Origin of the sequence: Streptomyces spiramenti (assembly GCF_012034385.1) — a bacterium.
GTDB classification, from domain to species: Bacteria; Actinomycetota; Actinomycetes; order Streptomycetales; family Streptomycetaceae; genus Streptomyces; species Streptomyces spiramenti.
Genome location: NZ_JAAVJB010000017.1, coordinates 12,432 through 26,573, shown reverse-complemented (window position 1 = coordinate 26,573; position 14,142 = coordinate 12,432). Strand labels below are relative to the sequence as shown.

The following is a 14,142-nucleotide window of genomic DNA, read 5'->3' as shown; positions in this document are numbered from 1 at the left end:
GGGTTTCGTCCACGAAGGAGGTGGCCCTCTTGTGCCCGAGGCGAGCCGGTGGCCGTGGGGTCGGTGGAACGTCGTTTCTCGTGACGTCAGCCGGCAGGCAGGCTTCTCGAGCTCCGGAGGGCGCGATGGATGTCCAGGGCCGCGGTGGATCGGTTGAGAGTGATGTAGTGCAGCCCGGGGGCGCCTTCGTCGAGCAGCCGCTCCGCCATGGCTGTGGCGTGTTCGACTCCGATGCGGTACGCGGCGGACGGGTCGTCCTGGGCGGCCTGCAACCGGTGGGCCAGGTCGTCGGGGAAGGTGGCGCCGCTCAGCCGGGCGAACCGGCTGATCTGGCGTACGTCGGTGGCAGGCATGATCTCCGGGATGACGGGGGTGTCGCAGCCCGCGGCCGCGACCCGGTCGCGCAGCCTGAGATACAGCTCGGCGTCGAAGAACATCTGGGTGATGGCGTAGTCCGCGCCTGCCCGGCACTTCTCCACGAAGTGCCGGGTGTCGCTCTCCCAGTCGCCGGAGCGGGGGTGGCGCTCGGGGAAGGCGGCCACGCCCACGCTGAAGTCACCTGTTTCCTTGACCAGTGAGACGAGTTCGCAGGCGTGACGGAAGCCCTGGGGGTGTGGGGTCCAGGGGCCGTTCGGGTCTCCGGGCGGATCGCCGCGCAGTACGAGAACATCATGTATGCCGGAGTTCGCGTACTGCCCGATCAGGTTCCGCAATTCTGCGACCGAGTGGCCGACGGCGGTGAGGTGGGCGACGGGGCGCAGCGTCGTCTCGGTGGCCAGGCGCTCGACGGCGGTGATCGTGCGGTCGCGCGAGGACCCCCCGGCTCCGTAGGTCACCGAGACGAAGGTCGGGGAGACGGCCTCGACGCGGCGGACTGCCTCCCAGAGCGCGCGTTCGCCGGCAGCGGTCCGGGGAGGGAAGAATTCGAAGGAGTACGAGCGTTCGCCCCTGCCGAGGAGGTCGGGGAGGTGGCTGCGCCGGGGTGGTGACCACATGTCGGTGTCTCTCCGTGGGCGGGGGTGGGGGTCGCTCGGGGCCGTGCGGGGTCAGCCGGTCAGGCGTGGTGCGATCTCCAGCGCGGCTGCCGTTCCGTACGTGTTCTCGATCCGGTGGAGTAGGTCGTCCTTGCGGAGTGTGTGTTCCTGCGTGCCCACCGATTCGAGGACCGCGGTGGCCATCGCGCAGCCGAGCTGGGCGGCGCGCTCGTGCGGCCAGTTCCAGGCCGCACCGGCCAGGAAGCCGGCGCGGAAGGAGTCGCCGGCGCCGGTCGGGTCGGCGGGCTCGGCAGTGGGGACTGCGGGGATCCGCAGGTCCGGCCGGCCCGCGCGTGCGACGGTGACGCCGTTCGCGCCGAGAGTGGTGATCCAGGTGCCGACCCGTTGGAGGACGTCGTGGTGGGACCAGCCGCTGCGTTTCTGGAGCAGTGCGGCCTCGTACTCGTTGGTGAAGAGGAAGCGGGCGCCCTCCACGAGCTCGCAGGTCTGCTTGCTGTTCAGGCGGGCGAGTTGCTGGGAGGGATCGGCGGCGAAGTCGAGCCCGAGTCGGCGGCACTCCTCGGTGTGGCGGCGCATCGCCTCGGGGTCGTTCGGCGCGATCACCACCAGGTCGATCCCTTCGACCTGGCGGGCGGTGGAGACGAGGCTGATCTCCCGGGCCTCGGCCATCGCCCCGGAGTAGAAGGTGGCGATCTGGTTGTGGTCGGCGTCCGTGGTGCATACGAAGCGCGCGGTGTGGAGCGATGCGCTGACCCGCACCAGTGCGGTGTCCACTCCGTTGTCGTGAAGCCAGTCCCGGTAGTCGGCGAAGTCGGTGCCGACGGCGCCGGCGAGCAAGGGGTCGAGCCCCAGCCGGCCGAGTCCGATGGCGATGTTGGCGGCGGCTCCTCCTCTGCGGATCTCCGACGAGTCGGCGAGAAAGGACAGCGAGATGCGGTCCAGCCGGTCGGCGATCAGATGGTCGGCGAATCGTCCGGGGAAGACCATCAGCTGGTCGATGGCGATGGAACCGGTCACGGCGATGCGCACGGCGGTTTCTCCTTCGCGGTACGGGGCGGCGAGGCGCCCAGGGCGTTTCGGCCGGGGGTTCCCGTGCGTCCACGCGGTCCGTGCTTTCCCGGGCGACGTCCGGGGGGCGGTCGAGGCGCCGAGGCCGGCGGCTTGGAGGTGGCACGGGTGGAGGGGGTGGGGGCCGCTCGCGGCGCAGGGCGGGGCGTTGCCGGTTGCCGCGGTGCGCGGGGCCGCCGGGCGGTCGCCGTGGTCGGCCCGGGAGGGTGAGCGGTGCGCGGGGTCGAATCGGCGGTGTGTGCGGTGGTCGGGTGGTTCTTGTCCACCGGACGCCGGGGCGTCTCGTAGTCGCGGAGCTGCGGGAGTTCGGTGTGCACGAGTCGATCGGCGCCGGAGTGTCGGCCGGCCCGGCGGCGTCGTAGCCCCGGGGAGGGGCGTGCGTGCGCGGCGGGGGGGTGCAGCAGCCGGGGGGCTTGGCCGGTGGGCCGTGTGCAGGCGTCTCGGGTGTGCCGGGCAGAGGAGGGGTGACGTTGCGGCGCGTCACCTCCCCGGGTCGTGCGGGCGTGGCTGGACGTCTGGTTCGGTGGGGCGCTCCAGCATCCGGTCGACCAGTGTGCCGGCCGCTCCGGTGTAGCCGGCCGGGTCCAGCAGGGCCGACAGCTCCTCGCTGCCCAGGTGTGCGGCGACGGCGGGGATGTCGGCGAGGACCGCGGCGAGTGGGCGGCCGGTGCGCCGGGCGGTCGAGGAGGTCTCCGCCAAGAGGTCCTGGGCGCGGGTGCGGCCCAGTCCGGAGGCCAGCACGGCGGCGATGCGTTCGGACACCAGTTGGCTGCCGGTCAACTTCAGGTTTGTGCGCATGCGTTCGGGGTTGACGAGGAGCCCTTCGGTGAGCTCGGCGGCGGTGTGGGCCGCGCCGCCGGTCAACCGTAGGCATTCGCGCAGCAGTTGCCACTCCGCGTGCCAGACGCCCGCGGAGCGTTCGTCCTCGGCGAGCATGCATTGGGTCAGTCCGGTTGTCAGCAGCGGGACTTGCAGGGCGGCGCTGCGGATCAGGGTGGTGAGTACAGGATTGCGTTTGTGCGGCATGGCCGAGGAGCGGCCTCGGCCGGCGGCGGCTGGTTCGCCGACTTCGCCGACTTCGGTGCGGAGCATGGACTGCACGTCGACGGCGATCTTCCCGAGTGCGCCGGTGGTGAGGGCGAAGGCAGCGGCCAGGTCGGCGATCGGTGTCCGTAGGGAGTGCCAGGGCGTCCTCTGCGGTGCCAGCCCGGTCTCCGCGGCGAACGCGGTGTTGAGGTCGCTGAGGTACGTGCCGTGGTCGGCTCTGGTGGGCGCGCGGTCCGCTGCCGCGATCGCCGCGTACTCGAGGTAGCCGGCTGCCGTGCCCGCCGCGCCGCCCAGGGAGACGCACAGTCCGCTCTCCAGTACCCGCTCCACTCGGTCGGCCGCGTCCAGGACCAGGTCGCGCCAGCCGGCGGCCTTGAGGCCGAAGGTGGTGGGTACGGCGTGCAGGGTCAGGGTCCGGGCGGCCATGGGAGTGTCTCGGTGGTCGGCGGCAAGCGTGTACAGCGCGGCGGCGGTACGCCGCAGGTCGGTCAGGAGCAGGCGGGCCACGCGGGCGGACACGAGCATCGCGGCGGTGTCGAAGACGTCCTGGCTGGTCGAACCGCGGTGCACGTATGCGGCTGCGGTGGGTTCGGCGCGCGCCACCAGGCGGGTGAGTTCGCGTACCAGGGCCACGACGGGGTTCGCCGCCTCGCGTGCCGCCAGCGCCAGTGCACGTAGGTCGAACAGTTCGGCGCGGGCCGTCTCGGTGATGGTGGCCGCGGCGGCGGGCGGCACGGTGCCGAGCGATGCCTGGGCACGGGCCAGGGCTGCTTCGGCGTCGAGCATGGCCTGCAGCCATGCGCGGTCGTCGACTGCGGCTTCGGCGGGGGTGCCGGCGCGGATCGGGGAGAGCAGTCCGGCGTCCGGTCCGGGCTGTGCGGGCGTCGTCATGCCATCGCCTCGGAGAATCCGCTGTCCTCCGTGGCCCGTAGGTCTGTCACCGCGGCGGCGGGTTCCAGGCGCAGCACTGTCCGGGCGAGGGCGTCGGAGTCGCCCAGGGTCACCGAGTCGACGCCCGGCCGGATACCGGCCGCGGTGGCCCAGTGGACGGCTTCGGTGGGCACGCCGTAGGCGAACCGGCGCGGGTGGGGCCGTCCGGCGGCGTCGATTACGCGGTAGGGCCGCTCGGTGACGGCCAGGCCGCCTGTCTCGTAGCTCGTGCCGCAGTCGCCGGCGATACGGTAGGAACGTGCCTGGCCGGTGGCCAGCAGGTAGGTCAGCAGCGGATCGGCGGCCCGCCGTACGTCCGGTTCGGGCAGTCGGGCCTCGATGAGCACGGAGGCGTGTACCGGTGGCCCGCCCACTCGGTCGGATGTTGCGACGAAGGCCGCTCGGCCTGCGGTGTCGATGTGCACGTTCATTCCCGGTCCCAGTACTTCCAGGACGCCGGCTTCCATCAGTGCGGCCATCTCTTCGATGCGTGAGACCGGTGGGCCGATCGACAGGAAGGCGTTGAGCGGTGTGTACCAGCCTTGCAGGTCGTCGCGGTAGGAGTTGCCCTCGATGCGGCCGTGGTCCACTGCGAGCCGTACCTCGTTGCGCACGTCCCGCAGTACGTCGAGGGCGGCTTTCAGCGGGCCGTTGACGTTGCCCGAGCGGGCTTGGGCGACGTCCTGTTCCAGATGCGCGAGGAGCCAGTCGCGGAAGTCGTCCCGGTGGGCGAACACTCGGCTGCCGTAGGGGCGGGAGATCTCTTCCCAGTTCCATCGTTCGCCGGGGGTGAGGGCGTACTCGTCGAGCAGGTCCTGTTCGGCTGTGCCGGCGGGTGCCGCCAGGTAGCGCTCGGTGAAGTCCTGGAGAGCGGGGTGGTCGACCCGCGCCTTCAGAAGGGCGGTGTAGTACACGCTCTCGACCTCCTTGGCGATCAGCGGCCACAGGTCCCTTCCGAAGTGGAGGCGCTCGCCGTTCGGGGAGTTCCGGTGGAGGCGCTCGATCGTCTCCTGGGTGAGGAGGGCCGGAAGGTGGCGGCCGTGCGGGCCCTTCTCGTTCTCGCCGCGTGCGTGGTAGGGGATACCGCGGCGGGAGCCTGCGTACAGTCGCGGTTCGCGGGTCGAGGGCCTGTAGACCAGGCGGTCGCCGGAGCGTTCGAAGCGTCCGCCCCGTCCGAGGGTGAGGAGAGCCATGTGGTCGAAGAAGTTCAGTCCGAGTCCGCGCAGCAGGACGGCTTCGCCGGGGCGGACTGCGGAGAGGTCCACGTCGGCGGGGTTGGCCGGGAGGATGTGGAGAAGGCCGTGAGCGTTCGCTTCGCGGGTCAGTCGCTCCTCGTCGGGTGAGGTCCTGGCGGGCACGTGGCCCTGGGCGAGGATGACGGCGTCCAGGCCGGTGATCCGGGTGCCGTTCGTGAGGGTGAGGGTCTGTTCTCCGGTGAGTGGGTCGTCGTCGAGCGCGATGGCGTGGGAGCGGTGTTCCACGAGGTGGATGTGGGTGGGGGCCGTGGCTGCCGCGCGGTCGAATGCCTCTTCGAGGTAGCGGCCGTAAAGGGCCCGGCTGGGGTAGGAGTCCGGGCCGAGTGAGGCCGCTTCGGTGAGGAAGGCGCGCTCGTGGCCGGAGGGGTTCGGCCGTGTGCTGCTTTCTTCGGAGAGGGACACGGCCCATTCGTGGAGGCTGGGGCCGGTCTCGACGGGGCCGTGCATCGTCACGCTGGCGTCGGTGTAGACGGTGACCTGCGAGGCCACCGTGTTCATCAGCAGCTGGGGCGGCTGGTCGGTTCGCCAGACCCGGCCCGCCCCGGGGCGGGCGCTGTCCACGACATGGACGGTCACTGCCGCGCGGGAGGGTTCTTTCCGTTCGTTGGCGCAGATCCGCTCCAGTACGGACAGGCCCCGGGGACCGGCCCCGACGATGCAGACTGTGAGGTCCCCGCTGCTCATCTGGGTTCTCCGTTACGTCTCGAAGGGGGGGCACAGCCGTCGTCCAGGTCCTGTGCGGTCGTGGGCGCACCGGCCTGCGGCGGTCTGCGGCAGGGGCCGCGCGGGCCGTCCTGCTCGTGCGGGGCGCCTCGGGGGGCGTCGCGTCGGGCGTCGCGGTTGCGCGCGGATGTGTCGGACCGTCCCTCAGGTCGGTGCGGCGACCAGAAGGCTGGTCTCCAGTGCGAGGGGGTGCGTGGACTCCAGGTGGAACCCGGCCTTGTGGAGTACGGCCTCGTACTGCGGGCCGGTTCGTTCGCGGCCGCCGGCGGCCATGAGCAGGTGGAGGTCCCACAGCAGCGGCAGTAGGTGCGAGCCGTCCTCGGTGATGACGCGTTCCAGGATCAGCAGGCGGGAGGTGTCGGGGGTGGCCCGGCGGACCGTGGTGAGCAACTGCACGCAGCGTTCGTCGTCCCAGTCCTGGAGGACTCGGGAGAGCAGATACGCGTCGGCGCCGCCGGGTACCTCGCGAAAGATGTCGCCGCCCCGCGTCTCGTAGCGGTCGGGGTCGGCTGCGGTGGCGAGGTGGCGTCCGGCGGTCGGCAGCATGTGCGGTTGGTCGAAGAGGACGCCGTACACGTGGGGGTGTGCCCGCAGGATGGTCGCGAGGAGCGCGCCGCTGCCCCCTGCAACGTCCACGACGGTGCGCAGCCGGCTGAAGTCGAAGGCGTCGAGGACGTCGGGGAAGAACACGTTGCCCGCGTTCATGGCCCGTTGGAACTTCGGGCCTGCGTCCGGCTGTGTGCGCAGGTAGGCGTGCAGGGTGGTGCCGAAGGCGTGGGTGAATCCGGAGGTGCCGGTGCGGATGGCGGGGGCCACTGCGCCCCAGGCCTGGTGGAACTCCTCGCCGTAGAGGCGGACCATGTCGTGCATCGACTGGTCTGCGCCTTCGCGCAGCAACTCGCTGACGGCGGTCTGGCGGTAGCCGTCGCGGCCGGTGCCGTCGAAGACCTCCATGGCGGTGAGCAGCCGCATCAGTCGGGCGATGCCGTCCTCGCTGGCTCTGGTGGCGACGGCCAGCTTCTCGTCCGTGGTGTGTCCGGCGGCGATGTGGTCGGGGAGGCCCAGGGCGACGGCGGCGTACAGGGCTTGGGACTGCCAGGCGCCGGTGACGATGTCGACGACCCGGCGGGCTGCGCTCTGGTCGACCATGAGAGCCTTCCTGCGAGGATGGGCTGGTGAGGGGCCGGGTGGCGGGTTCAGGCGGTGCGTGGCGGTCCGTCGGGGACGGTGATGGCCACGGCGTCGGTGGTCGGTTCGTGGAGCAGGCGGCGGTGGGTCTCGCGCAGTTGGCGCTTGAGGACCTTTCCTGTCACGCCGACCGGCAGCTCGGCTCGGGCTGCGGTGAGGACCAGCGCGTGGAGCCGGGCCAGGCCCGCCCGGTCGAGGGCTGCGTTGCAGGCCAGCAGCACCTCTGCGGGGGTGCGCTCGGTGTCGTCCGCGTAGTGCACGACGGCGGCGGGGACCTGGGTGGTCGACGTGCCGGGGCCGTCGACGGCCACCACTGCGGCGTCCAGAGCTCCGGTGGTCATCAGCACGACCTCTTCCAGGGGAAGGCTGTAGATCTCGCCGGTGGCGGAGTTGATGACGTCGGTGGTGCGGTCCAGGTGGTACCAGCGGCCCTCGGTGTCCCGCCGCACGATGTCGCCGGTCAGGAAGTATCCGTTGACGAGCGAGTCCTGGTTCAGTTGCGGGTCGTCCCAGTAGCCGGGGGTGACGCTGGGGGTGCGTACGCCCAGGCGTCCGGCCTGTCCGGCGGGGGCGTGTCGGCCTGATGCGTCCAGGACCGCCGCGCTGCGTACCACTCGGGCGGGCGTGCCGATCAGCCGTCCGTAGTTCGAGGTCTGCGTCGTGTATGCCTGTTTGAAGAGCACCATTCCCATCTCGGAGGAGCCGAGTCCGTCGAGGTAGACGGATCCGGGGGTCTTCTTGGCTCCGTGTCCCCGGCGGCCGAGCGCCACCAGTGGGCGGACGTGGCGTTCGTGCGAGGCGTCTCCCATGCCGTTCCAGGTGTGGATGTCCTGGGCGGCTTCGGGCAGGATCTTGCCGGGGTCGATCTCGGCGAGGGTCAGCGGAAAGCCGAGCACCGTGGTGGGGTGGAAGACGTTGATGGCCCGGACGGTCTTTTCGCCGTCGGCGTCGTCCAGGATCAGTGTGGGAATACCGAGCAGAATCGCCATGCTCAGGTAGCTGATGCCGGCTGAGTGGCTGTGGGGAAGGGCGGTGAGGAGTCGGTCGGTGCGCCGGGACGGAAAGGTCCACAGGCGTTCGCGTTTGCCTCTGAAGAACGAACCGTGGTGGAAAACCGGGGCTTTGGGTCGTCCGGTGGTCCCGGACGAGTGGGAGATCATGATGAGGTCGTCGGTGGAGTGCGGGTGAGGGAAGCCTGGCAGTGGCCGCCGGGGGGCGCGGGCGTCGGCGTCCAGTGCGTGGATGTCCTGGAGGCGGGGGGTGTCCTTCTTCCCGGCTGTCGTCCATGCCTGGGTGCAGGCCTCCAGCAGTGTGTCGTCGCCGATGACGAGCCGGGTTTCGGTGCGCAGGAAGTACTCCGCCGCGGTGGCCGGTGCCATCCGGGGGTTGCAGTGGACGGCTGTCGCGCCCAGGCTGGTCACAGCGATGTGGTGGAGGAGTCCGAACAGTCCGTGCCGGGTGATGACGCCGACGTGGCTGCCGGTGGTCACGCCGTGTTCGCGGTACCAGTGGGCGTATCGGATCACGGTGACGCGGATGTCGTCGAGGGAGAGGCCTTCCAGCTTCTCCTCCTCCCAGGTCGGTGAGTCGACGTCGGGGTGGAAGAGCAGCGGGCGGTCGCGGTCGGAGGCGACTTTCCAGGCGTGCCAGAAGAAGTTCCCGGCGCCCAGTCCACGTTCGGTGAAAAGCCGCAGGCGCTGCGCCACGGACCGGTGTGTACCGAAGAGGAACATAGAACTACCTCACGCTCCGCAGGGAGAACGGTGGAAGGGTGACAATTCCGGTGTGCTCGGCGAACGTTGTCTCAGCCCCGGGAAGTCTGTGAGATCCGCCTATAGCCTCGCTCCACGGACGTGGTTCCGCAGGTCGTCACCTATTTGTCGGCGCTGGTGTCGAGTGTTCTCGCTCCATCCTTCAGACGTCGCTGGGAGTCTCCCTGCAGCAACTGCGCAGTGATCTCCGCGCACAGTTGTCGGCAAGGGCGTATTCGTGCGGCTCATTCGCCGGACGTACCGGGACTACGGCTGGAGACTTGTCGGATGGAGCGGTCGTCGACGACTCCGGTCGTCATTGTGGGAGGCGGTCCCGTCGGGCTTCTGCTCGCGCTGTTCCTCGACCGGTACGGGGTCGGTTCGGTGGTGCTCGATTCCGAGGACTCGGTGCCGGACACGCCGCGGGGCAGCACGCACAACGCCCGCACGATGGAGCACTACCGCAGCCTGGGCCTGGCCGGCCGGGTGCGGGCCTTGGGCCTTCCCGCCGGGCACGACGCCGGGATCTCCTTCTCCACCCGGTACGGCGGTCACAGTCTGAGCAGGCTGCCGTGGCCGGGCCCGGCGCGGGCGCGGGCTCGGGTCGCGTCCGCGGGCCGCACGGACCAGGTGCCGGAGCCGATGCACCGGGCCAACCAGATGTATGTGGAGCAGCTGTTGTTCCGGCACGCCCGGACGCGCCCTCGTATCGCGCTGGAGTTCGGCTCTCGGGCAACCGGGGTGACGCAGCACGTCGGTCGCGTCGTGGTGACGGCCGAGGGCGCGTCGGGTAGGCGTACCTGGCACGCCCGGTACGTGGTGGGCGCGGACGGTGGGCGCAGCTTCGTCCGCCGCGGCCTGGGTATCTCGTACCGCGGGCAGGGGGGGCTGGACCAGGATGTCCTCGGACGTCGGGCGACAGCCGCGCATGTGCGCGTTCCGACGCTCTGCAGGGATTTCCTCGGGGGACGTGCTGCCTGGAGCAACTGGGTCTTCAACGAGGAGCTCGCGTTCAATCTGATCGCGCTCAACGGTGTGGACGAGTTCTTCCTGTTGACCAGTTCGGTGGAGCCCGACGCGGTGGATGCCTCGGCTCTGGTGCGGCTCGTGCGTCGGGGGGCGGGCGCGGACCTGCCGGTGGAGGTGATCAGCCACCGCCTGTGGACCGCGGGGGCTGCTCTGGTTGCCGAACGGTTCGGCGAGGGCCGTGTGTTCCTGGTCGGCGATGCCGCGCACCTGTTCACGCCCAATGGCGGCTTCGGCATGAACACGGGGGCGGATGACGCCGCCAACCTCGCGTGGAAGCTGGCTGCTGCGGTACAGGGTTGGGGCGGCGCACAGCTCCTGGGCTCCTACGAGGCGGAACGGCGACCGGTCGCGCTGCGCAACACCGCTGCCGCCCGTGCGATGGGCGCCGGGCTCGGCGCGATCGAGCGGCCGGCCGTCCTGGAGGACGATTCGGTCGAGGGTCGGGCTGCGCGGGAGAGGACGGGGCGGGCGCTCGCCGCGTACGGGCGGCTCACGCTCGACACCCTGGGTGTCCAGCTCGGTGCGCGCTACGACGGTTCTCCGGTCGTCGACGCGGGGGGCGGCGTTCCTCCGCCGGACTCGTTCACGTCGTACACGCCCTCCGTTGTGCCGGGCGGGCGGGCACCGCACCTGTGGCTCGACGACGCCCGTGGCCCCGGCAGCTCGTTGTTCGACCGGTTCGGGACGGGGTTCACCCTGGTGAGGGTCGGGGGTGATCGTGCTCCGAGCGCCCGGGCCCTGTCGGCCGCCGCGCAGGACAGGGGTGTGCCGGTCGCGGTGCTGGAGCTGCCCGATGTCGCGGCGTGCGAGCTGTACGGGGCCGGGCTGGTCCTCGTGCGGCCCGACGGGCACGTGGCGTGGCGCGGTGAGGGCCAGCCCGCCGATCCTGGGGCCGTGGTGGATCTGGTGACGGGTCACGAGGCGGGGGGTCGCCGGGGCACGGCGGTGCGGCGGCTTCCGAGGCCTCGTGCCGGCTCGCGCTGACCCGGCGTTCGGGGTCGGGGGGCTGAAGGAAGAGGAGAGATCGCAGGGGGGTGTCGGGGCAACCGACTCGGATGCCTCCCCGGGACGGGAGCCGGATGAAGGCTCTCGGCAGCTCCAATGGGATGAGGATCAATGGACTTCGGTGTACTTGGCCCGCTTTCCGTACGCGACGAGGGAATCGACCGGACTCCCACGGCTCCGAAGCAGCGTCAGATGCTGGCCCTTCTGCTGATGAACGCCAACCATGTCGTGTCGATGTCCCAGTTCGTCGAGGAGCTGTGGGAGTACAGCCCGCCGTCCAGTGCCGTCGCTGCGGTGCACACCTATGTCATGCAGTTGCGCCGCACTCTTGGCGACCGGTCCGGCACCGGCGCGTCGGGGCAGTCGAGGCCGGGTCGGCTGACGACCCGTGATCACGGCTATGCCCTGCAGGTCAGGCCGGCCGAGCTGGATCTGGATGTGTACGAGGACGAGGTCCGCCGGGCCCGGAACGCCCTCGAGCACGGCGCGCTGAGCCGCGGCGTTCGGGAGCTGCGTGCGGCTCAGCAGCGATGGCGGGGGCAGATCCTGGTCGATGTGCCGACAGGGCCGCTGCTCCACGCGGGGATCGCGGTCGTCGAACGCAATCGGCTCGACGCTGTCAGCAGACGGATATCTGCCGAGCTCGATCTGGGGCGTCATCACGCGTTGATCGGTGAGTTGAGTTCGCTGTCGCATGCGCATCCGGCCGACGAGGATCTCGCTGCCCAGTTGATGCTGGCTCTGTACCGGTCGGGGCGCCGGGCGGATGCGCTGGCTGTGTTCCACCGGCTGCGGTACGCGTTGCGCGACGAGCACGGGGCCTCGCCGTCGGCCCCTATCCAGCAGCTGAACACCGATGTTCTGGCTGCGCATCCGCGTCTTGAGTCGCCGTCGACGCCGCAGTGGCGGTTGTCGCTGGACCTGCTCGCGCCGTATCCGGTGGCCCAGGGGGCCGCCCGGTATCGGCCGGCGGCCGGGCTCAGGGGTCGTGCCCGGGTGCGGGCATGACCGGCCGTGGTGCGTGCCGGTGTGTCCGGGCGATACCTGCGGGCTGCGTCGTGGCCCGGGGGCCACGGCGTGGCCGGGGGTCGCACCGTGGTTCGGCGAGCTGCCCCCGGGGGGCCGTGTGAGGGGCCCGGCCGGTGCTGCCCCGTGCCGCCCGGGAGTGCAACCGTTCGACGGCGAGCGGTGTTGAAACCAGCGGAAGTGCAAGGAACGGCTCCGCCCGGGATTGCGGGCGTGAGTCCATCACTCGAGGGAACTTTCATGGATCTGAAGCTTTCCGGCCGTGTCGCTGTGGTCACCGGAGCGTCGAAGGGCATCGGCCTGGCCGTCACCCGCTCGCTGCTCGAGGAGGGCGCACGCGTGGTGGCCGCCTCCCGTACGAGCACTCCGGAGCTCGAGAAGCTCGCCGGCCCGAACCTCGTCCACGCCACGGTGGACCTGATGGACCCCGAGGCCCCCGGCCAGGTGGTGGAGCGCGCGATCTCCGAGTTCGGTCGCCTCGACATCCTCGTCAACAACGCGGGAGGCCCGCCGCCCGGGGTCACGCTGCCTCGGACGGGCTTCTTCGACGCGGACGACGCGGAGTGGCGCGCGATCTTCGAGTTCAACCTGTTCGCCGTCGTCCGGGCGGTCCGCGCGGCGATCCCGCAGATGCTCCAGCAGGGCGAGGGTTCCATCATCAACGTCTCGACCGGGCTGGCCCATCAGCCGGCGCCCGCCAACCCCGAGTACGGTGCGGCGAAGGCGGGGTTGACCAACCTCACCAAGGTCCTGTCCGAGGAGTTCGGTCCCCAGGGCATCCGTGTGAACACGGTCTCCCCCGGCCCGGTGCTCACCGCGTGGTGGACCGACGAGGGCGGCGCGGCCGACGTGATCGCGACCATGGCAGGAACGGACCGGGACAACGTGATGGACAACGTGGCGCCCGCCATGATGAACCTGGTCACCAAGCGGCTGGTCGCCCCGGAGGAGGTCGCCGACGCGATCCTCCTGCTCGCCTCGCCGCGTTCGGCGAGCACGACCGGCGCCGACTTCGCCGTCGACGGCGGGTTCCTCAAGGGCGTCTGAGTTCTCGCGGTGCGGGAGTGGTGAGGCGCGCGGCGTGCCGGACACGGGCCGCGTCGACGGCCTGCCGGGCGTTGCCGCCCACCGCGTCCCGCACCGTACCCACTGCCCCGGGCGGCGCCCGCTCGGGGTCCCAGCGATGTGAGTGGAGACCGCGCATGGAAACGCTGCAGGGCAGGACCGCCGTCGTCACCGGGAGCAGTCGCAGTATCGGCCGTGGTATCGCCGAGCGGCTGGCCGCCCGGGGTGCCCTGGTGGCGGTTCATTACGCGAGGGACGCCGCGTCCGCGCAGGACGTGGTCGACACCATCAGGAAGGCGGACGGCCAGGCTTTCGCGTTCGGTGCCGAGCTGGGCGGCGAGGGCGACGCCGAGAGGTTCTGGGCGGAGTTCGATGTGCAGAGGCGTGCGTTCTCCGACGACGGGGACACCGGGGTGGACATTCTGGTGAACAATGTCGCGGTGGCGCTGCGGGACCAGTTCGAGGATGCGACGTCTGCCGATTTCGACCGGATGATGGCGGTGAACATCCGTGCGCCTTTCTTCATCGTGCAGCATGCTCTCGGCCGGCTTCGGGACGGCGGGCGCGTCATCAACATATCCTCGGCTGTAACCCGCCTCGGTCTTCCCGAGGTCATCGCCTACGGTGCGTCCAAGGGGGCGCTCGACAGCTTCAGCCGGATTCTGGCCAAGGTGCTGGGGCCTCGGGGGATCACCGTCAATGTGGTCGCGCCCGGGTACGTGGACACAGACTCGAACGCCGACTGGTTGCGCCATGACGAGAACGCGTGGGAGGAGACCGCGGCGAAGTCCGTTTTCGGACGGGTCGGGGAGCCCGAGGACATCGGCGACGCGGTGGCTCTCCTCGCGTCGGATTCGGGGCGCTGGATCACCGGTCAGCACATCGACGTCAGCGGCGGGACTCGAATGTAGCGGCCCGCCTGGTGCAGCGGGCGGAGGATCAGGAGGAGAGCAAATAACGGCGGTGCCGAGGGGAGGGCGGGTACGAGACCCTCGTTGTTCGGAGCGCGTGGGAGAACCGACTCCACGTCAGGGACCGGATATCGAATCCGCGGGAGGA

10 protein-coding genes are annotated in these 14,142 nt (G+C 70.7%); 4 read left to right on the top strand and 6 right to left on the bottom strand.

Translation table 11 applies throughout. The features are described from left to right. Positions 1-86: 86 nt before the first annotated feature. From metF to HCJ92_RS04165, 6 genes are all read right to left on the bottom strand, one after another. Entirely contained in the window at positions 87-995 is a 909-nt protein-coding gene (gene metF / locus HCJ92_RS04190; RefSeq protein ID WP_167932032.1) for a methylenetetrahydrofolate reductase [NAD(P)H], read from the bottom strand. 51 nt (positions 996-1,046) lie between these two features. Continuing rightward, positions 1,047-2,024, bottom strand: coding sequence for a PfkB family carbohydrate kinase (locus tag HCJ92_RS04185; RefSeq protein ID WP_167932031.1), 978 nt, complete (start codon positions 2,022-2,024; stop codon positions 1,047-1,049). Between the two features lie 519 nt (positions 2,025-2,543). Beyond that, positions 2,544-4,001 carry a nitrosuccinate lyase gene (locus HCJ92_RS04180; protein ID WP_167932030.1) on the bottom strand — a complete coding sequence of 486 codons (1,458 nt, stop codon included), beginning with the start codon at positions 3,999-4,001 and terminating at the stop codon, positions 2,544-2,546. After that, positions 3,998-5,980 carry an FAD/NAD(P)-binding protein gene (locus tag HCJ92_RS04175; protein ID WP_167932029.1) on the bottom strand — a complete coding sequence of 661 codons (1,983 nt, stop codon included), beginning with the start codon at positions 5,978-5,980 and terminating at the stop codon, positions 3,998-4,000. Before HCJ92_RS04175 ends, HCJ92_RS04180 begins: the two co-directional genes overlap by 4 nt. Before the next feature lie 183 nt (positions 5,981-6,163). After that, the gene (locus HCJ92_RS04170) at positions 6,164-7,168 is read right to left on the bottom strand and encodes a methyltransferase (protein ID WP_167932028.1); all 1,005 of its coding nucleotides are present in this window, start codon (positions 7,166-7,168) and stop codon (positions 6,164-6,166) included. A gap of 47 nt (positions 7,169-7,215) precedes the next feature. After that, positions 7,216-8,913 carry an AMP-binding protein gene (locus tag HCJ92_RS04165; RefSeq protein ID WP_338054013.1) on the bottom strand — a complete coding sequence of 566 codons (1,698 nt, stop codon included), beginning with the start codon at positions 8,911-8,913 and terminating at the stop codon, positions 7,216-7,218. A 333-nt stretch (positions 8,914-9,246) separates the two neighbouring features. On the opposite strand from HCJ92_RS04165, the gene HCJ92_RS04160 reads away from it, so the two are divergent. From HCJ92_RS04160 to HCJ92_RS04145, 4 genes are all read left to right on the top strand, one after another. Further along, the gene (locus tag HCJ92_RS04160) at positions 9,247-10,971 is read left to right on the top strand and encodes an FAD-dependent monooxygenase (protein ID WP_167932026.1); all 1,725 of its coding nucleotides are present in this window, start codon (positions 9,247-9,249) and stop codon (positions 10,969-10,971) included. A 132-nt stretch (positions 10,972-11,103) separates the two neighbouring features. Then, a complete protein-coding gene (locus HCJ92_RS04155) occupies positions 11,104-12,000 on the top strand; it encodes an AfsR/SARP family transcriptional regulator (RefSeq protein ID WP_167932025.1) in 897 nt (298 codons plus the stop codon). Between the two features lie 258 nt (positions 12,001-12,258). Then, complete coding sequence (locus HCJ92_RS04150) at positions 12,259-13,065, top strand: SDR family NAD(P)-dependent oxidoreductase (protein ID WP_167932024.1); 807 nt, start codon at positions 12,259-12,261, stop codon at positions 13,063-13,065. A 155-nt stretch (positions 13,066-13,220) separates the two neighbouring features. Beyond that, positions 13,221-13,994 (top strand): SDR family oxidoreductase, encoded by a 774-nt coding sequence (locus HCJ92_RS04145; protein ID WP_167932023.1) that lies wholly within the window; start codon positions 13,221-13,223, stop codon positions 13,992-13,994. The last annotated feature ends 148 nt before the right edge of the window (positions 13,995-14,142 follow it).

Coding starts and splice junctions, on each gene's coding strand:
- metF (WP_167932032.1), bottom strand. CDS start 995: ATGTGGTCACCACCCCGGCGCAGCCACCTCCCCGACCTCCTCGGCAGG.
- HCJ92_RS04180 (WP_167932030.1), bottom strand. CDS start 4,001: ATGACGACGCCCGCACAGCCCGGACCGGACGCCGGACTGCTCTCCCCG.
- HCJ92_RS04175 (WP_167932029.1), bottom strand. CDS start 5,980: ATGAGCAGCGGGGACCTCACAGTCTGCATCGTCGGGGCCGGTCCCCGG.
- HCJ92_RS04170 (WP_167932028.1), bottom strand. CDS start 7,168: ATGGTCGACCAGAGCGCAGCCCGCCGGGTCGTCGACATCGTCACCGGC.
- HCJ92_RS04160 (WP_167932026.1), top strand. CDS start 9,247: ATGGAGCGGTCGTCGACGACTCCGGTCGTCATTGTGGGAGGCGGTCCC.
- HCJ92_RS04155 (WP_167932025.1), top strand. CDS start 11,104: ATGGACTTCGGTGTACTTGGCCCGCTTTCCGTACGCGACGAGGGAATC.
- HCJ92_RS04150 (WP_167932024.1), top strand. CDS start 12,259: ATGGATCTGAAGCTTTCCGGCCGTGTCGCTGTGGTCACCGGAGCGTCG.
- HCJ92_RS04145 (WP_167932023.1), top strand. CDS start 13,221: ATGGAAACGCTGCAGGGCAGGACCGCCGTCGTCACCGGGAGCAGTCGC.